Origin of the sequence: Escherichia coli (assembly GCF_036503815.1) — a bacterium.
Taxonomy (GTDB): Bacteria; Pseudomonadota; Gammaproteobacteria; order Enterobacterales; family Enterobacteriaceae; genus Escherichia; species Escherichia coli_F.
Genome location: NZ_AP027764.1, coordinates 1611505 through 1629834 on the forward strand (window position 1 = coordinate 1611505; position 18330 = coordinate 1629834).

15 protein-coding genes are annotated in these 18330 nt (G+C 52.6%); 13 read left to right on the forward strand and 2 right to left on the reverse strand.

What is annotated here, in order from left to right; genetic code table 11:
• Positions 1-40: 40 nt before the first annotated feature.
• Entirely contained in the window at positions 41-1873 is a 1833-nt protein-coding gene (gene yfbS / locus AABJ99_RS07765; protein ID WP_001012889.1) for an SLC13 family permease, read from the forward strand.
• A gap of 58 nt (positions 1874-1931) precedes the next feature.
• Here the strand turns inward: yfbS and yfbR are convergent, their stop codons facing one another.
• Together yfbR and alaA are read right to left on the reverse strand one after the other, a co-directional pair.
• A complete protein-coding gene (gene yfbR, locus AABJ99_RS07770; protein ID WP_000813867.1) occupies positions 1932-2531 on the reverse strand; it encodes a 5'-deoxynucleotidase in 600 nt (199 codons plus the stop codon).
• 83 nt (positions 2532-2614) lie between these two features.
• Positions 2615-3832 carry an alanine transaminase AlaA gene (gene alaA / locus AABJ99_RS07775; RefSeq protein WP_000074527.1) on the reverse strand — a complete coding sequence of 406 codons (1218 nt, stop codon included), beginning with the start codon at positions 3830-3832 and terminating at the stop codon, positions 2615-2617.
• Between the two features lie 919 nt (positions 3833-4751).
• Between alaA and lrhA the strand changes: the two genes are divergently transcribed.
• The 12 genes from lrhA to nuoL all read left to right on the forward strand — a co-directional run bounded on the left by lrhA (position 4752) and on the right by nuoL (position 18187).
• Positions 4752-5690: a transcriptional regulator LrhA gene (lrhA, locus tag AABJ99_RS07780; protein ID WP_000622290.1), complete on the forward strand. Its 939-nt coding sequence runs from the start codon at positions 4752-4754 to the stop codon at positions 5688-5690.
• Positions 5691-6319: 629 nt separating this feature from the next.
• Positions 6320-6763 carry an NADH-quinone oxidoreductase subunit NuoA gene (gene nuoA / locus AABJ99_RS07785; protein WP_000062997.1) on the forward strand — a complete coding sequence of 148 codons (444 nt, stop codon included), beginning with the start codon at positions 6320-6322 and terminating at the stop codon, positions 6761-6763.
• A 15-nt stretch (positions 6764-6778) separates the two neighbouring features.
• Positions 6779-7441: an NADH-quinone oxidoreductase subunit NuoB gene (nuoB, locus tag AABJ99_RS07790; protein WP_000386733.1), complete on the forward strand. Its 663-nt coding sequence runs from the start codon at positions 6779-6781 to the stop codon at positions 7439-7441.
• Positions 7442-7534: 93 nt separating this feature from the next.
• Complete coding sequence (gene nuoC, locus AABJ99_RS07795; RefSeq protein WP_000247878.1) at positions 7535-9337, forward strand: NADH-quinone oxidoreductase subunit C/D; 1803 nt, start codon at positions 7535-7537, stop codon at positions 9335-9337.
• A 2-nt stretch (positions 9338-9339) separates the two neighbouring features.
• Positions 9340-9840 carry an NADH-quinone oxidoreductase subunit NuoE gene (nuoE, locus tag AABJ99_RS07800; protein ID WP_000545042.1) on the forward strand — a complete coding sequence of 167 codons (501 nt, stop codon included), beginning with the start codon at positions 9340-9342 and terminating at the stop codon, positions 9838-9840.
• Positions 9837-11174 carry an NADH-quinone oxidoreductase subunit NuoF gene (gene nuoF / locus AABJ99_RS07805; RefSeq protein WP_000789502.1) on the forward strand — a complete coding sequence of 446 codons (1338 nt, stop codon included), beginning with the start codon at positions 9837-9839 and terminating at the stop codon, positions 11172-11174. Before nuoE ends, nuoF begins: the two co-directional genes overlap by 4 nt.
• A 52-nt stretch (positions 11175-11226) precedes the next feature.
• Positions 11227-13953, forward strand: coding sequence for an NADH-quinone oxidoreductase subunit NuoG (gene nuoG, locus AABJ99_RS07810; protein WP_032184698.1), 2727 nt, complete (start codon positions 11227-11229; stop codon positions 13951-13953).
• Positions 13950-14918: an NADH-quinone oxidoreductase subunit NuoH gene (gene nuoH / locus AABJ99_RS07815; protein WP_039021421.1), complete on the forward strand. Its 969-nt coding sequence runs from the start codon at positions 13950-13952 to the stop codon at positions 14916-14918. The genes nuoG and nuoH overlap by 4 nt, the downstream gene beginning before the upstream one ends.
• A gap of 23 nt (positions 14919-14941) precedes the next feature.
• Positions 14942-15484 (forward strand): NADH-quinone oxidoreductase subunit NuoI, encoded by a 543-nt coding sequence (gene nuoI / locus AABJ99_RS07820; RefSeq protein WP_000172749.1) that lies wholly within the window; start codon positions 14942-14944, stop codon positions 15482-15484.
• A gap of 11 nt (positions 15485-15495) precedes the next feature.
• Positions 15496-16050, forward strand: a complete 555-nt coding sequence (nuoJ, locus tag AABJ99_RS07825) for an NADH-quinone oxidoreductase subunit J (protein ID WP_000393511.1) — start codon at positions 15496-15498, stop codon at positions 16048-16050.
• Positions 16047-16349, forward strand: coding sequence for an NADH-quinone oxidoreductase subunit NuoK (nuoK, locus tag AABJ99_RS07830; RefSeq protein WP_000612644.1), 303 nt, complete (start codon positions 16047-16049; stop codon positions 16347-16349). Before nuoJ ends, nuoK begins: the two co-directional genes overlap by 4 nt.
• On the forward strand, positions 16346-18187 hold the full coding sequence (nuoL, locus tag AABJ99_RS07835) for an NADH-quinone oxidoreductase subunit L (protein WP_039021422.1): 1842 nt from the start codon (positions 16346-16348) through the stop codon (positions 18185-18187). Before nuoK ends, nuoL begins: the two co-directional genes overlap by 4 nt.
• The last annotated feature ends 143 nt before the right edge of the window (positions 18188-18330 follow it).

Below are 18330 nucleotides of genomic sequence, written 5' to 3' on the forward strand. Positions count from 1 at the left end.
GCAGAATCAAGTCATCCCCCTCAATTAACAAGGATAAGTTGTGAACGGTGAATTGATTTGGGTTCTTTCATTACTGGCCGTTGCCATCGTCTTGTTTGCGACGGGCAGAGTGCGTATGGATGCGGTCGCTTTGTTTGTTATTGTCGCGTTTGCATTAAGCGGAACGCTGACGGTCCCCGAAGTATTTTCCGGCTTTTCCGATCCTAACGTTGTCCTGATTGCCGCCTTGTTCATTATTGGCGATGGTTTGGTCCGTACCGGTGTTGCCACCGTAATGGGGACATGGCTGGTCAAAGTGGCGGGTAACAGTGAAATCAAAATGTTGGTTTTGTTGATGCTGACCGTCGCGGGCCTCGGCGCATTTATGAGTTCAACCGGTGTTGTCGCTATCTTTATTCCCGTGGTGTTAAGCGTTGCCATGCGTATGCAAACGTCGCCGTCGCGCCTGATGATGCCGTTAAGTTTTGCCGGGCTGATAAGCGGCATGATGACGCTGGTGGCGACGCCGCCGAACCTGGTAGTCAACAGTGAATTGCTGCGTGAAGGCTATCATGGTTTTAGTTTCTTTAGCGTAACACCTATTGGCCTGGTCGTGCTGGTGCTGGGTATTTTGTATATGTTAGTGATGCGTTTCATGCTGAAAGGGGATACCCAGACCCCACAGCGCGAAGGCTGGACGCGTCGAACCTTTCGCGATCTTATCCGTGAATATCGACTGACCGGGCGTGCGCGTCGTCTGGCTATTCGCCCCGGTTCGCCAATGATTGGTCAACGACTGGACGATCTCAAATTACGTGAGCGTTATGGTGCTAACGTCATCGGTGTTGAACGCTGGCGGCGTTTTCGTCGCGTTATCGTGAATGTTAACGGGGTTTCTGAATTTCGCGCGCGTGACGTTTTGCTTATTGATATGTCTGCGGCTGATGTCGATCTCCGGCAATTCTGTAGTGAGCAATTGCTGGAGCCGATGGTACTGCGCGGCGAGTATTTTTCTGATCAAGCCCTTGATGTGGGCATGGCAGAGATTTCATTAATTCCTGAGTCAGAACTTATTGGCAAATCGGTGCGCGAAATTGGTTTTCGTACCCGTTACGGACTGAATGTGGTGGGGCTAAAGCGCAATGGCGAGGCGATGGAAGGTTCGCTGGCGGATGAGCCTCTGCTGCTGGGCGATATCATCCTGGTTGTGGGTAACTGGAAACTGATCGGTATGCTGGCAAAACAGGGGCGTGACTTTGTGGCGCTGAACTTACCCGAAGAGGTGAGTGAAGCATCGCCAGCACACAGTCAGGCACCTCATGCCATTTTTTGCCTGGTGTTGATGGTAGCGTTAATGCTTACCGATGAAATCCCTAATCCTGTTGCCGCTATCATCGCCTGCCTGCTGATGGGGAAATTCCGTTGTATCGATGCTGAAAGCGCCTATAAATCCATTCACTGGCCGAGCATTATTTTGATCGTTGGGATGATGCCGTTTGCTGTGGCATTACAGAAAACGGGAGGTGTCGCGCTGGCGGTGAAAGGGCTGATGGACATTGGCGGAGGTTACGGGCCACATATGATGCTGGGTTGTTTGTTTGTCTTGTCGGCGGTTATTGGGCTATTTATCTCTAATACCGCAACGGCGGTGTTGATGGCTCCGATTGCGCTGGCTGCTGCCAAAACGATGGGTGTGTCGCCTTATCCATTTGCGATGGTCGTGGCGATGGCAGCATCCGCCGCCTTTATGACACCGGTTTCTTCACCTGTTAACACACTGGTTTTAGGCCCGGGAAATTACAGCTTCAGTGACTTTGTGAAGTTGGGGGTACCGTTCACCATTATCGTGATGGCGGTTTGTGTGGTGATGATCCCGATGCTGTTTCCGTTTTGACAAGAGCCTGATGTCGCATCCGGCGCTTATTGCCTGATGCGACGCAGACTCCGGCTGCTTACAGCGGTGAATCCTGGCTAATCTCATCGAGCGAAAGATGGAAGCTGGGAACAAAGACTTCCATGAAGTAGTCCATCTCCTGGCTGCGGCGCGCTTCAAGCGTCGCTTCCAGTCGCGTTTTTGCCAGCAAGAATTCATTATTTCCCGCCGCGAGTTCTTCCAGACATTTCAGATATGCACACAGTGCATCTGCCTGTTTCACCAGAGATTTCTCTTCATCGCTGTATGCATGCTCGTCAATTAACGGCGCAAAGATATCCTGCAGCTCTTCCGGAACCATATCGACCAGTTTTTGCTGAGCGATTTTTTCAATAGCCTTGTATTCCTGAGCGATTTGCGAATTGAAGTATTTCACCGGAGTAGGGAGATCGCCGGTGAGAACTTCTGAGACATCGTGGTACATCGCCAGTAAAGCGATACGTTCGGCGTTGACATTACCGCCAAATTTACGATTTTTGATAGCTGCCAGCGCATGGGCGACCATCGCTACCTGCAAACTGTGTTCGGACACATTTTCCGTCCGCACGTTGCGCATTAGTGGCCAGCGGTTAATGAGTTTCAGGCGGGAGAGATGGGCAAAAAAATGGCTCTGTTTCATAGTGACCTTACGTATGATGACATCATCAGGTCATTGTGGCGGGATAACACTGCCGGATGCAATCTCCGGCAGTGAAATTAAGATTACAGCTGATGATAACCAGAAAGGAAACGCGCGAACTTACTCAAAGACAGCTCGATATCATCAACACGTGGTAGTGTGACAATGCGGAAGTGATCCGGCCACGGCCAGTTGAATGCTGTCCCTTGAACCAGCAGGACTTTTTCCTGCAACAGGAAATCCAGCACCATTTTCTGGTCGTCGTGAATGTTAAAGCGTTTAGCGTCGATTTTCGGGAACATATACAGCGCACCGCGCGGTTTCACGCAGGAAACGCCCGGAATGTCGTTGATCAATTCCCACGCGCGGTTACGCTGCTCATAAAGACGCCCGCCGGGAGTAATAAATTCACTGATGCTCTGATAACCGCCTAGTGCGGTCTGAATGGCGTGTTGCGCAGGAACGTTAGCACACAGGCGCATTGAAGCCAGCATTTCCAGACCTTCGATGTAACCTTTGGCGTGTTTTTTCGGCCCGTTCAACACCATCCACCCCTGACGGAAGCCTGCAACGCGGTACGTTTTCGACAATCCGTTAAAGGTAATGGTCAGCAGATCAGGTGCCAGCGGCGCAATTGAGTGATGCTCAGCGTCGTCGTAGAGAATTTTGTCATAAATTTCATCGGCGAAGATAATGAGATTATGCTGACGTGCAATCTCCACAATCTCCATTAAAAGCTCTTTGGAATATACCGCGCCGGTTGGGTTATTTGGGTTGATAATAACGATCCCACGCGTACGAGGCGTAATTTTAGCGCGAATATCATCAAGGTCCGGGAACCAGTCAGAGGATTCATCGCAAAGATAATGCACCGCTTTACCGCTGGAGAGCGAAACCGCCGCGGTCCATAGTGGGTAATCAGGTGCAGGAACCAACATTTCGTCCCCGCTGTTCAGCAATGCCTGCATTGCCTGAACGATAAGCTCCGATACACCATTGCCGATGTAAATATCTTCCACGGTAACATCACGCATGCCACGAGCCTGGTAGTGCTGCATGATGGCTTTACGCGCGGAGTAAAGCCCTTTGGAATCGCAATACCCTTGAGCGGTAGGCAGGTTGCGAATCACGTCAACGAGGATTTCATCTGGCGCGTCAAAACCGAACGGGGCAGGATTGCCGATGTTCAGTTTCAGTACCTTGTTACCTTCTTCTTCCAGGCGTTTTGCTTCTTTCAGCACCGGACCACGGATGTCGTAACAGACATTCTCTAATTTGCTGGATTTTTCAATGGGGGACATGAATCTTGACCTTTTTTGCTGTTATCGCCACTCCCTGCCGTGGAAGTCAGCTTAGAACAATGTACTCCCCCAGGACGGCGTTTTGAAGGTCTGCAGAATAAGATTTTGCCAGAGGGGAAGGCTTGATTGTGCTGTTAATAACTTAATAATGGCAAAATAATGAGATGTATATGCTTAATAATTAATGTTATGTAGTTAATTGTTCTGATTCTTAATTGTGAGTGTGGTTTTTTTATCTGTAAGATAATTGTTTGAAAATGCCTCGTTTAAGAATTCACTAATGAATCGTGATGATGATATTTCCGCATTACGGAGAGTTTAACAGCGTGATGATTTCCGAGGTGTCGTAATGGGTGCAAGGTGTGAAACTATTGTTAAGCGGGATTAATGAATGAGGATGATGCTAATTAATTATTATTTAATATTCAAAAAGGTTTTGTTGTGCTTATTAATAATAGAAGATTACTTTGCCTAACATAACATAACTTTGCATCAGATAATTCGCAATGACCCTTATAAATAAAAGGTTTTTGGGGTAAAATGCTCGCATAAATGACGGATCCCTGCTCTTGATGCCGCCTCACCATTGCTGTTTGTACGTGTTCGCGTATGACCAGCGATGCTGCACGAGAGTGGAACAAGGACTCACATTTACATTTATACAAACACGCGCATGTCATAAATACAAAAGAGTGAGTAACTTAATAGATATGCGATTCCTGAAGATATATTCTGTGATCTACTTCAGGCATTATAACGGAACAATGTGAGTCGCTTTTTTAGTGCAACTCATATGCATTTTTACTTTCGTCCGGGTTCCGGATGAAACTGCCAGGGAGGCACATTACAAATGGAATTGCTTGTTTGTGTGTGCACAGCATTAACCAGCTCAGTACGAGCCGCCAGTAAGTGATAATATATGATAAGTGCAAATCGTCCGATAATTAACCTCGACCTCGATCTGCTGAGAACATTTGTTGCTGTTGCCGATCTGAACACTTTTGCTGCCGCAGCTGCCGCTGTGTGTCGTACTCAGTCCGCCGTAAGTCAGCAAATGCAGCGTCTGGAACAACTCGTTGGGAAAGAACTGTTCGCTCGTCACGGTCGCAACAAACTGTTAACTGAACATGGCATTCAACTTCTTGGTTACGCCAGGAAAATCCTGCGTTTTAATGATGAGGCCTGCTCATCATTAATGTTCAGCAATCTTCAGGGCGTGTTAACTATCGGTGCTTCAGATGAATCTGCCGATACGATCTTACCTTTCCTGTTAAATCGCGTGAGTTCGGTTTATCCGAAACTAGCGCTGGATGTCCGCGTTAAACGTAATGCCTATATGGCAGAAATGCTGGAATCCCAGGAAGTGGATTTGATGGTAACCACCCATCGTCCTTCAACGTTTAAGGCATTGAACCTGCGTACCTCGCCAACACACTGGTACTGCGCAGCGGAATACGTATTGCAAAAAGGCGAGCCGATCCCTCTTGTATTGCTGGATGATCCTAGCCCGTTTCGCGATATGGTGCTGGCGACGCTTAATAAAGCAGATATTCCATGGCGACTGGCTTATGTCGCCTCGACGCTTCCGGCCGTTCGTGCGGCAGTGAAAGCCGGTCTTGGCGTGACGGCAAGGCCGGTCGAGATGATGAGTCCAGACCTGCGTGTGCTGAGTGGAGTAGATGGCTTACCGCCGCTACCCGATACCGAATATTTGCTGTGCTATGACCCGTCCAGTAATAATGAGCTGGCCCAGGTGATCTATCAGGCGATGGAGAGCTACCATAATCCGTGGCAATACAGCCCAATGTCTGCTCCGGAAGGCGATGACTCATTGTTAATTGAAAGGGATATCGAGTAATCGACGGACCATAGATAATTTCTAAGACAATAGTGTAAAAACGAGCCGCTGGGGGTGTTTTAAACCCCAGCGGCTTTTTTTTAGTAAAAAGCCTTCCTCGTATCGTGCAGAACGCACAAAACTGTTCATTTTTCAATCACCAGAGATTCACGTCCCGAACGCACAAATAATCGCCTGAAAAAAATCACCTGCTACAATGATGTTAAAAAATACGTAAATTTGTTGCTGCGTTTTTGTTATGGAATGACAAAAGCGTGTCACAGATCAAGAAAATACTCTCTTTTGGGGGGAGGAATCGACACAAATTCCTGTCAAAATAGACCCGTATTTTTTCCATTGCTTCACAACGGACACGATTCAACAACATCTAATTATCCTGGAGTCGTCAAGGATCTGGGGTGAAAGGGCATTAAATGCTAATGGTGTTGATATTATGTAAACTAATGTGAAGAAACTTTTGTTAAAGTTGACAAAAGGTTATAAAAAGGAGTAAAAGACCACATCAATTAGCTGTATAAAAGAGTTTCTACAGTGATTGTAAGGTTTTTTTTATTCCTCCCCATGAATCGATGTGGCGTCCATCTGCCGTGAAGAGCAGTGAATCTGGCGCTACTTTTGATGAGTAAGCAATGAGTATGTCAACATCCACTGAAGTCATCGCTCATCACTGGGCATTCGCTATCTTTCTTATCGTTGCCATTGGCCTGTGTTGCCTGATGCTGGTAGGCGGTTGGTTTTTAGGCGGTCGCGCACGCGCGAGGTCGAAAAACGTTCCGTTTGAATCAGGTATCGACTCGGTCGGCTCCGCCCGCTTACGCCTGTCCGCCAAGTTTTATCTGGTGGCCATGTTCTTCGTTATCTTCGACGTTGAAGCGCTGTATCTGTTCGCATGGTCAACTTCTATCCGCGAAAGCGGCTGGGTAGGCTTTGTGGAAGCTGCAATTTTTATTTTTGTGTTACTGGCAGGTCTGGTTTATCTGGTGCGTATTGGCGCGCTGGACTGGACGCCCGCGCGTTCACGCCGCGAGCGTATGAACCCGGAAACGAACAGTATCGCTAATCGTCAACGCTAACCGCGAGGCATTAAGATGGATTATACGCTCACCCGCATAGATCCCAACGGTGAGAACGACCGTTACCCCCTGCAAAAGCAGGAGATCGTAACCGACCCTCTGGAGCAAGAAGTTAACAAAAACGTGTTTATGGGCAAGCTCAATGACATGGTTAACTGGGGTCGTAAAAACTCAATTTGGCCGTATAACTTCGGTCTTTCCTGCTGTTACGTTGAGATGGTGACTTCGTTTACCGCGGTGCATGACGTGGCACGTTTTGGCGCAGAAGTATTGCGTGCTTCGCCGCGTCAGGCTGACCTGATGGTGGTTGCAGGAACCTGCTTTACCAAAATGGCACCGGTTATTCAGCGTCTGTATGACCAGATGCTGGAACCAAAATGGGTTATCTCAATGGGTGCCTGTGCCAACTCTGGCGGTATGTACGATATTTATTCCGTTGTGCAGGGCGTCGATAAATTCATTCCGGTTGATGTGTATATCCCGGGCTGCCCGCCACGTCCTGAAGCGTACATGCAGGCACTGATGCTGTTGCAGGAATCTATCGGTAAAGAACGTCGTCCGCTCTCCTGGGTGGTTGGCGATCAGGGCGTTTATCGCGCCAATATGCAATCAGAGCGCGAACGCAAGCGCGGTGAACGCATTGCCGTAACCAACCTGCGTACACCTGACGAGATTTAATTTGCGCCTGTCGGCAAAGGGATTTTTCTTCGCTTATTCCTAAATCTATTTCGCGAAGCTTACTGCGCCGACAGTCACCACGGACCATTTGCAATGGTGAACAATATGACCGACTTAACCGCGCAAGAACCCGCCTGGCAGACCCGCGATCATCTTGATGATCCGGTGATTGGCGAACTGCGCAACCGTTTTGGGCCGGATGCCTTTACTGTTCAGGCGACTCGCACCGGGGTTCCCGTTGTGTGGATCAAGCGTGAACAATTACTGGAAGTGGGTGATTTCTTAAAGAAACTGCCGAAACCTTACGTCATGCTGTTTGACTTACACGGCATGGACGAACGTCTGCGCACACACCGCGAAGGGTTACCTGCCGCGGATTTTTCCGTTTTCTACCATCTGATTTCTATTGATCGTAACCGCGACATCATGCTGAAGGTGGCGCTGGCAGAAAACGACCTGCACGTACCGACCTTCACCAAGCTGTTCCCGAACGCTAACTGGTATGAGCGTGAAACCTGGGATCTGTTTGGCATTACTTTCGATGGTCACCCCAATTTGCGCCGCATCATGATGCCGCAAACCTGGAAAGGTCACCCGCTGCGTAAAGATTACCCGGCGCGCGCTACCGAATTCTCGCCGTTTGAGCTGACCAAAGCCAAACAGGATCTGGAGATGGAAGCCCTGACCTTCAAACCGGAAGAGTGGGGGATGAAGCGTGGCACCGAAAATGAAGACTTCATGTTCCTCAACCTCGGTCCGAACCACCCGTCGGCGCACGGTGCTTTCCGTATCGTTTTGCAACTTGATGGCGAAGAGATTGTCGACTGCGTACCAGACATCGGTTACCACCATCGTGGTGCGGAGAAAATGGGCGAGCGCCAGTCATGGCACAGCTACATTCCGTATACCGACCGTATCGAATATCTCGGTGGCTGTGTTAACGAGATGCCGTATGTACTGGCGGTAGAGAAACTGGCCGGGATCACCGTACCAGATCGCGTTAACGTGATCCGCGTAATGCTCTCCGAACTGTTCCGCATTAACAGCCATCTGCTGTACATCTCGACCTTTATTCAGGACGTCGGCGCGATGACGCCAGTGTTCTTCGCCTTTACCGATCGTCAGAAAATTTACGATCTGGTGGAAGCAATCACTGGTTTCCGTATGCACCCGGCGTGGTTCCGTATTGGCGGCGTAGCGCACGACCTGCCGCGCGGCTGGGATCGCCTGCTGCGTGAGTTCCTCGACTGGATGCCGAAACGTCTGGCGTCTTATGAGAAAGCGGCGCTGCAAAACACGATTCTGAAAGGCCGTTCCCAGGGCGTAGCCGCCTACGGCGCGAAAGAGGCGCTGGAGTGGGGCACCACTGGCGCGGGCCTGCGTGCTACCGGGATCGACTTCGATGTGCGTAAGGCGCGCCCTTATTCTGGCTATGAAAACTTCGACTTTGAAATCCCGGTTGGTGGTGGTGTTTCTGACTGCTACACCCGCGTAATGCTGAAAGTGGAAGAATTGCGTCAGAGTCTGCGCATTCTTGAGCAGTGCCTCAACAACATGCCGGAAGGCCCGTTCAAAGCGGATCACCCGCTGACCACGCCGCCGCCGAAAGAGCGCACGTTGCAACATATCGAAACCCTGATCACCCACTTCCTGCAAGTGTCGTGGGGGCCGGTGATGCCTGCCAATGAATCTTTCCAGATGATTGAGGCGACCAAAGGGATCAACAGTTACTACCTGACCAGCGACGGCAGCACCATGAGTTATCGCACCCGTATCCGTACGCCGAGTTATGCGCATTTGCAGCAAATTCCGGCAGCGATCCGCGGCAGCCTGGTGTCTGACCTGATTGTTTATCTGGGCAGTATCGATTTTGTTATGTCAGATGTGGACCGCTAATTATGCACGAGAATCAACAACCACAAACCGAGGCTTTTGAGCTGAGTGCGGCTGAGCGTGAAGCGATTGAGCACGAGATGCACCACTACGAAGACCCGCGTGCGGCGTCCATTGAAGCGCTGAAAATCGTTCAGAAACAGCGTGGATGGGTGCCAGACGGCGCGATCCACGCGATCGCTGACGTTCTGGGTATTCCCGCAAGTGATGTCGAAGGCGTGGCTACTTTCTACAGCCAGATCTTCCGCCAGCCGGTTGGTCGCCATGTGATCCGTTATTGCGACAGCGTGGTCTGTCACATTAACGGTTACCAGGGCATTCAGGCGGCACTGGAGAAAAAACTGAACATCAAACCAGGGCAAACGACGTTTGACGGTCGCTTTACGCTGCTGCCAACTTGCTGCCTGGGGAACTGCGACAAAGGGCCAAACATGATGATCGATGAGGACACTCACGCGCATCTGACCCCAGAAGCGATTCCTGAACTGCTGGAGCGGTATAAATGAAAAACATTATCCGTACTCCCGAAACGCATCCGCTGACCTGGCGTCTGCGTGATGACAAACAGCCAGTGTGGCTGGACGAATATCGCAGCAAAAACGGTTACGAAGGAGCGCGTAAGGCGCTGACCGGGCTGTCTCCGGACGAGATCGTCAATCAGGTTAAAGACGCTGGCCTGAAAGGGCGCGGCGGTGCGGGCTTCTCGACTGGCCTGAAATGGAGCCTGATGCCGAAAGACGAATCCATGAACATCCGTTACCTGCTGTGTAACGCCGATGAAATGGAGCCGGGCACTTATAAAGACCGCCTGCTGATGGAGCAACTGCCGCACCTGCTGGTGGAAGGTATGCTCATTTCCGCATTTGCGCTGAAAGCTTATCGTGGCTACATCTTCTTGCGTGGCGAATATATCGAGGCGGCAGTGAATCTGCGCCGTGCCATTGCCGAAGCCACCGAAGCAGGGCTGCTTGGCAAAAACATTATGGGAACAGGTTTCGATTTCGAACTGTTCGTCCATACCGGGGCAGGGCGCTACATCTGCGGGGAAGAAACAGCGTTAATCAACTCCCTGGAAGGGCGTCGCGCTAACCCACGCTCGAAGCCCCCCTTCCCGGCAACCTCTGGCGTTTGGGGCAAACCGACCTGTGTCAACAACGTCGAAACCCTGTGTAACGTTCCGGCGATCCTCGCTAACGGCGTGGAGTGGTATCAGAACATCTCGAAAAGCAAAGATGCTGGCACCAAGCTGATGGGCTTCTCCGGTCGGGTGAAAAATCCGGGCCTGTGGGAACTGCCGTTCGGCACTACCGCACGCGAGATCCTCGAAGATTACGCCGGTGGTATGCGTGACGGCCTGAAATTCAAAGCCTGGCAGCCTGGCGGTGCGGGCACTGACTTCCTGACCGAAGCGCACCTTGACCTGCCGATGGAATTCGAAAGTATCGGTAAAGCGGGCAGCCGTCTGGGTACGGCGCTGGCGATGGCGGTTGATCACGAGATCAACATGGTGTCGCTGGTGCGTAACCTGGAAGAGTTTTTCGCCCGTGAGTCCTGCGGCTGGTGTACGCCGTGCCGCGACGGTTTGCCGTGGAGCGTGAAAATTCTGCGCGCGCTGGAGCGTGGCGAAGGTCAGCCGGGCGATATCGAAACACTTGAGCAACTGTGTCGATTCTTGGGTCCGGGTAAAACTTTCTGTGCCCACGCACCTGGTGCAGTGGAGCCGTTACAGAGCGCCATCAAATATTTCCGCGAAGAATTTGAGGCGGGAATCAAACAGCCGTTCAGCAATACCCATTTGATTAATGGGATTCAGCCGAACCTGCTGAAAGAGCGCTGGTAACCGAATTTCGATTAACGCTCAGTCTCTGACTGAGAAAACTGGAAGCATGCTAATGGCTACAATTCATGTAGACGGCAAAGAATACGAGGTTAACGGAGCGGACAACCTGCTGGAAGCTTGTCTGTCTCTGGGCCTTGATATTCCTTACTTTTGCTGGCATCCGGCGCTGGGAAGCGTCGGTGCTTGCCGCCAGTGTGCGGTGAAGCAATACCAAAACGCGGAAGACACGCGTGGTCGCCTGGTGATGTCCTGTATGACACCGGCTTCCGATGGCACCTTTATTTCCATTGACGACGAAGAAGCGAAACAGTTCCGTGAAAGCGTGGTCGAGTGGTTGATGACCAACCACCCGCACGATTGTCCGGTATGTGAAGAGGGCGGTAACTGCCATCTTCAGGATATGACCGTGATGACCGGACACAGCTTCCGTCGCTACCGTTTCACCAAACGTACCCACCGCAATCAGGATCTGGGGCCGTTCATCTCTCACGAAATGAACCGTTGCATCGCCTGCTACCGCTGCGTGCGTTACTACAAAGATTACGCTGACGGTACAGATCTGGGCGTTTACGGTGCACATGACAACGTCTACTTCGGTCGCCCGGAAGACGGCACCCTGGAAAGCGAATTCTCCGGTAACCTGGTCGAAATTTGCCCGACCGGCGTATTCACCGACAAAACGCACTCCGAGCGTTATAACCGTAAATGGGATATGCAGTTTGCGCCGAGCATCTGCCAGCAATGTTCCATCGGCTGTAACATCAGCCCTGGCGAGCGTTATGGCGAACTGCGTCGTATCGAAAACCGTTACAACGGTACGGTAAACCACTACTTCCTCTGCGACCGAGGTCGTTTCGGTTACGGCTACGTCAACCTGAAAGACCGTCCGCGTCAGCCAGTACAGCGTCGTGGCGATGATTTCATTACCCTCAACGCCGAACAGGCAATGCAGGGCGCGGCAGATATTCTGCGTCAGTCGAAGAAAGTCATCGGCATCGGTTCTCCGCGTGCCAGCGTGGAAAGCAACTTTGCGCTGCGTGAGCTGGTGGGCGAAGAAAACTTCTATACCGGTATCGCTCACGGTGAGCAGGAACGTCTGCAACTGGCGCTAAAAGTTCTGCGCGAAGGCGGCATTTATACTCCGGCCTTACGCGAAATTGAATCTTACGATGCGGTACTGGTGCTGGGCGAAGACGTTACCCAGACCGGCGCACGCGTTGCGCTGGCAGTGCGTCAGGCGGTGAAAGGTAAAGCACGCGAAATGGCGGCAGCACAGAAAGTGGCTGACTGGCAGATTGCGGCAATCCTCAACATTGGCCAACGTGCGAAGCATCCGCTGTTTGTGACTAACGTTGATGACACCCGTCTGGATGATATCGCGGCGTGGACTTACCGCGCACCGGTTGAAGATCAGGCGCGTTTAGGTTTTGCCATTGCTCATGCGTTGGATAACTCCGCGCCAGCGGTTGAGGGTATCGAGCCTGAACTGCAAAGCAAAATCGACGTCATCGTGCAGGCACTGGCAGGTGCGAAGAAACCGTTAATTATCTCCGGGACGAACGCTGGTAGCGCTGAAGTGATTCAGGCAGCTGCTAACGTGGCGAAAGCCCTGAAAGGTCGCGGCGCTGACGTCGGTATCACCATGATTGCCCGTTCCGTCAACAGCATGGGGCTGGGCATTATGGGCGGTGGATCGCTTGAAGAAGCGTTAACCGAACTGGAAACCGGACGCGCCGACGCGGTGGTGGTGCTGGAAAACGATCTGCATCGTCACGCTTCCGCTACCCGCGTGAATGCTGCGCTGGCTAAAGCGCCGCTGGTGATGGTGGTTGACCATCAACGCACAGCGATTATGGAAAACGCCCATCTGGTACTTTCCGCCGCCAGCTTTGCTGAAAGCGACGGTACGGTGATCAACAACGAAGGCCGCGCCCAACGTTTCTTCCAGGTTTACGATCCGGCTTATTACGACAGCAAAACTGTGATGCTGGAAAGCTGGCGCTGGCTGCACTCGCTGCACAGTACCCTGCTGAGCCGTGAAGTGGACTGGACGCAGCTCGACCATGTGATTGACGCTGTTGTGGCGAAAATTCCGGAACTAGCGGGAATCAAAGATGCTGCGCCGGATGCGACATTCCGTATTCGTGGTCAGAAACTGGCCCGTGAGCCGCACCGTTACAGTGGTCGTACCGCCATGCGCGCCAACATCAGCGTTCATGAGCCGCGTCAGCCGCAGGATATTGACACCATGTTCACCTTCTCAATGGAGGGTAACAACCAGCCGACCGCGCACCGTTCGCAAGTGCCGTTTGCCTGGGCGCCGGGCTGGAACTCCCCGCAGGCGTGGAACAAATTCCAGGACGAAGTGGGCGGCAAACTGCGTTTTGGCGATCCGGGCGTGCGTCTGTTTGAAACCAGCGAAAACGGTCTGGATTACTTCACCAGCGTACCGGCACGCTTCCAGCCGCAGGAAGGGAAATGGCGTATCGCGCCGTACTACCACCTGTTTGGCAGCGATGAATTGTCACAGCGTGCTCCGGTCTTCCAGAGCCGTATGCCGCAACCGTACATCAAACTCAACCCAGCGGATGCCGCGAAGTTGGGAGTGAACGCGGGTACACGCGTCTCCTTTAGTTACGATGGCAACACGGTCACGCTGCCGGTTGAAATCGCCGAAGGACTGACGGCAGGGCAGGTGGGCTTGCCGATGGGCATGTCCGGTATTGCTCCGGTGCTGGCTGGCGCGCATCTTGAGGATCTCAAGGAGGCACAACAATGAGTTGGATATCACCGGAACTGATTGAGATCCTGCTGACCATCCTCAAAGCGGTGGTGATCCTGCTGGTGGTTGTCACCTGCGGGGCATTCATGAGCTTTGGCGAACGTCGCCTGCTGGGTCTGTTCCAGAACCGTTACGGACCTAACCGTGTTGGCTGGGGCGGTTCGCTCCAGCTGGTCGCGGACATGATCAAAATGTTCTTTAAAGAAGACTGGATCCCGAAATTCTCGGATCGCGTCATCTTTACCCTGGCACCGATGATTGCCTTTACCTCGCTGCTGCTGGCCTTTGCGATTGTGCCAGTCAGTCCGGGTTGGGTAGTTGCCGACCTGAACATCGGGATTTTGTTCTTCCTGATGATGGCAGGTCTGGCGGTTTACGCGGTGCTGTTTGCGGGCTGGTCAAGTAACAACAAATACTCGCTGCTGGGTGCGATGCGTGCTTCTGCGCAGACCCTGAGCTACGAAGTGTTCCTCGGGCTTTCCCTGATGGGCGTGGTGGCGCAGGCCGGTTCATTCAACATGACCGACATCGTTAACAGCCAGGCGCACGTGTGGAACGTCATCCCGCAATTCTTTGGTTTTATTACCTTTGCCATCGCGGGCGTGGCGGTGTGTCACCGTCACCCGTTTGACCAGCCGGAAGCCGAGCAGGAACTGGCGGATGGTTACCACATTGAATATTCCGGCATGAAGTTCGGTCTGTTCTTCGTGGGCGAATACATCGGGATTGTGACCATCTCCGCATTGATGGTGACGCTGTTCTTCGGTGGCTGGCAAGGCCCGTTCTTACCGCCATTCATCTGGTTCGCGCTGAAAACCGCGTTCTTTATGATGATGTTCATTTTGATTCGTGCGTCGTTACCGCGTCCGCGTTATGACCAGGTAATGTCCTTCGGCTGGAAAATCTGCCTGCCGCTGACGCTGATCAACTTGCTGGTAACGGCGGCTGTCATTCTCTGGTAGGCGCAATAAGGGGCACTAAGACCATGACCTTAAAAGAATTGTTAGTAGGTTTCGGCACCCAGGTTCGTAGTATCTGGATGATCGGCCTGCACGCGTTCGCCAAACGCGAAACGCGAATGTACCCGGAAGAGCCGGTCTATCTGCCGCCCCGTTATCGTGGTCGCATCGTTCTGACCCGCGACCCGGACGGCGAAGAGCGTTGCGTAGCCTGTAACCTCTGCGCGGTAGCCTGCCCGGTCGGCTGTATCTCGCTGCAAAAAGCAGAAACCAAAGACGGTCGCTGGTATCCGGAATTTTTCCGCATCAACTTCTCACGCTGCATTTTCTGTGGTCTGTGCGAAGAAGCCTGTCCGACCACGGCGATTCAGTTAACCCCGGATTTCGAAATGGGGGAATACAAGCGCCAGGATCTGGTTTATGAGAAAGAGGATCTGCTGATCTCCGGTCCGGGCAAATACCCGGAATATAACTTCTACCGGATGGCAGGTATGGCAATCGACGGCAAAGATAAGGGCGAAGCAGAGAACGAAGCCAAGCCTATCGACGTCAAGAGCCTGTTACCGTAAGGAGAGGGGCAATGGAGTTCGCTTTTTATATCTGTGGCCTGATAGCCATACTTGCGACCTTGCGAGTGATCACCCATACCAATCCGGTACATGCATTGCTGTACCTGATTATTTCGCTGCTGGCGATTTCCGGGGTGTTCTTCTCACTGGGGGCTTACTTCGCCGGTGCGCTGGAAATTATCGTCTACGCGGGTGCCATTATGGTGCTGTTCGTGTTCGTGGTGATGATGCTCAACCTGGGCGGTTCGGAAATCGAACAGGAACGCCAGTGGCTGAAACCGCAGGTGTGGATTGGTCCGGCAATTTTGTCAGCCATCATGCTGGTGGTGATTGTTTACGCCATTCTCGGTGTTAACGATCAGGGTATCGACGGTACGCCAATCAGTGCTAAAGCAGTGGGTATTACGCTGTTCGGGCCTTACGTACTGGCGGTGGAACTGGCTTCTATGCTGCTGCTGGCTGGTCTGGTTGTGGCCTTCCACGTCGGTCGTGAAGAGCGTGCGGGTGAAGTGCTGAGCAATCGTAAAGACGACAGCGCGAAAAGAAAAACGGAGGAGCACGCATGATCCCCTTACAACATGGACTGATCCTCGCGGCAATCTTATTCGTTCTTGGCTTAACCGGTCTGGTTATCCGTCGCAATCTGCTCTTTATGCTGATTGGTCTGGAAATCATGATTAACGCCTCTGCGCTGGCCTTTGTGGTCGCCGGAAGCTACTGGGGTCAGACCGACGGTCAGGTGATGTACATTCTCGCCATCAGCCTCGCGGCGGCGGAAGCGAGTATCGGCCTTGCGCTGCTGCTGCAACTTCACCGTCGTCGCCAGAACCTGAACATCGATTCAGTAAGTGAGATGCGCGGATGAACATGCTTGCCTTAACCATTATTTTGCCATTGATTGGCTTCGTCCTGCTGGCGTTCTCCCGTGGGCGCTGGTCTGAAAATGTCTCGGCGATCGTGGGCGTAGGCTCTGTGGGCCTGGCGGCGCTGGTAACCGCCTTTATCGGCGTTGACTTCTTCGCTAACGGCGAGCAGGCATACAGCCAGCCGCTGTGGACATGGATGTCGGTAGGCGACTTTAACATCGGTTTCAATCTGGTGCTGGACGGCCTGTCGCTGACCATGCTCTCGGTGGTCACCGGTGTCGGTTTCCTTATTCACATGTACGCCTCCTGGTATATGCGTGGTGAAGAGGGCTACTCTCGCTTCTTCGCCTACACCAACCTGTTCATCGCCAGCATGGTGGTTCTGGTTCTTGCCGACAACCTGCTGCTGATGTACCTCGGCTGGGAAGGCGTGGGCCTGTGCTCCTATCTGTTGATCGGTTTCTATTACACCGATCCGAAGAATGGCGCAGCGGCAATGAAAGCGTTTGTCGTGACCCGTGTGGGTGACGTGTTCCTCGCTTTCGCGCTGTTCATTCTCTACAACGAACTGGGCACCCTGAACTTCCGTGAAATGGTGGAACTGGCACCCGCGCACTTTGCTGACGGCAATAACATGCTGATGTGGGCGACGCTGATGCTGCTGGGCGGTGCGGTTGGTAAATCTGCGCAGCTACCGTTGCAGACATGGCTTGCCGACGCGATGGCGGGCCCGACGCCTGTCTCCGCGCTGATCCACGCTGCAACAATGGTAACCGCGGGTGTCTACCTGATCGCCCGTACCCACGGCCTGTTCCTGATGACACCAGAAGTTCTGCATCTGGTGGGTATTGTCGGGGCAGTTACGCTGCTGCTGGCCGGTTTTGCCGCGCTGGTACAGACCGACATCAAACGTGTTCTCGCTTACTCCACCATGAGCCAGATTGGCTACATGTTCCTCGCGCTTGGCGTACAGGCATGGGATGCGGCGATTTTCCACTTGATGACCCACGCGTTCTTTAAAGCGCTGCTGTTCCTGGCATCCGGTTCCGTCATTCTGGCCTGCCATCACGAACAGAACATCTTCAAGATGGGCGGTCTGCGTAAATCTATTCCGCTGGTTTATCTCTGCTTCCTGGTGGGTGGTGCAGCACTGTCGGCACTGCCGCTGGTTACTGCGGGCTTCTTCAGTAAGGATGAGATCCTCGCGGGTGCGATGGCGAATGGTCATATCAATCTGATGGTGGCAGGTCTGGTCGGTGCGTTTATGACCTCTCTCTACACCTTCCGTATGATTTTCATCGTCTTCCACGGGAAAGAACAAATTCACGCTCACGCCGTGAAAGGGATTACTCACAGCCTGCCGCTGATTGTGCTGCTGATCCTTTCCACCTTCGTTGGCGCACTGATTGTACCGCCGCTGCAGGGCGTGCTTCCGCAAACTACGGAACTGGCGCACGGCAGCATGTTGACCCTGGAAATTACCTCAGGCGTGGTCGCGGTGGTCGGCATTCTGCTGGCAGCCTGGCTGTGGCTGGGTAAACGTACTCTGGTGACCTCCATCGCCAACAGTGCGCCGGGCCGTCTGCTGGGTACCTGGTGGTACAACGCCTGGGGCTTTGACTGGCTGTACGACAAAGTGTTCGTCAAGCTGTTCCTGGGTATTGCCTGGTTGCTGAAACGCGATCCGCTGAACTCAATGATGAACATCCCGGCTGTCCTTTCCCGCTTTGCAGGTAAAGGTCTGCTGTTAAGCGAGAACGGTTATCTGCGCTGGTATGTGGCATCCATGAGCATCGGTGCGGTCGTGGTGCTGGCACTGTTGATGGTACTGCGTTGAGTTGTTGGCTGAGTGAATATACCCGGCGTTGCGCCGGGTCTGTGAACTAAGAATAAATTTTAGGTAACTGTTCCTGAAGTACAGGCGTCATCGGCGAAGTCAGACCGGATACCGCCAGCGCACAGCAACCGGAGCGTACTTAA

Coding starts and splice junctions, on each gene's coding strand:
- nuoC (WP_000247878.1), top strand. CDS start 7,535: ATGGTGAACAATATGACCGACTTAACCGCGCAAGAACCCGCCTGGCAG.
- nuoL (WP_039021422.1), top strand. CDS start 16,346: ATGAACATGCTTGCCTTAACCATTATTTTGCCATTGATTGGCTTCGTC.
- nuoE (WP_000545042.1), top strand. CDS start 9,340: ATGCACGAGAATCAACAACCACAAACCGAGGCTTTTGAGCTGAGTGCG.
- nuoK (WP_000612644.1), top strand. CDS start 16,047: ATGATCCCCTTACAACATGGACTGATCCTCGCGGCAATCTTATTCGTT.
- nuoH (WP_039021421.1), top strand. CDS start 13,950: ATGAGTTGGATATCACCGGAACTGATTGAGATCCTGCTGACCATCCTC.
- alaA (WP_000074527.1), bottom strand. CDS start 3,832: ATGTCCCCCATTGAAAAATCCAGCAAATTAGAGAATGTCTGTTACGAC.
- nuoA (WP_000062997.1), top strand. CDS start 6,320: ATGAGTATGTCAACATCCACTGAAGTCATCGCTCATCACTGGGCATTC.
- nuoF (WP_000789502.1), top strand. CDS start 9,837: ATGAAAAACATTATCCGTACTCCCGAAACGCATCCGCTGACCTGGCGT.
- nuoB (WP_000386733.1), top strand. CDS start 6,779: ATGGATTATACGCTCACCCGCATAGATCCCAACGGTGAGAACGACCGT.
- yfbR (WP_000813867.1), bottom strand. CDS start 2,531: ATGAAACAGAGCCATTTTTTTGCCCATCTCTCCCGCCTGAAACTCATT.
- lrhA (WP_000622290.1), top strand. CDS start 4,752: ATGATAAGTGCAAATCGTCCGATAATTAACCTCGACCTCGATCTGCTG.
- nuoJ (WP_000393511.1), top strand. CDS start 15,496: ATGGAGTTCGCTTTTTATATCTGTGGCCTGATAGCCATACTTGCGACC.
- nuoG (WP_032184698.1), top strand. CDS start 11,227: ATGGCTACAATTCATGTAGACGGCAAAGAATACGAGGTTAACGGAGCG.
- nuoI (WP_000172749.1), top strand. CDS start 14,942: ATGACCTTAAAAGAATTGTTAGTAGGTTTCGGCACCCAGGTTCGTAGT.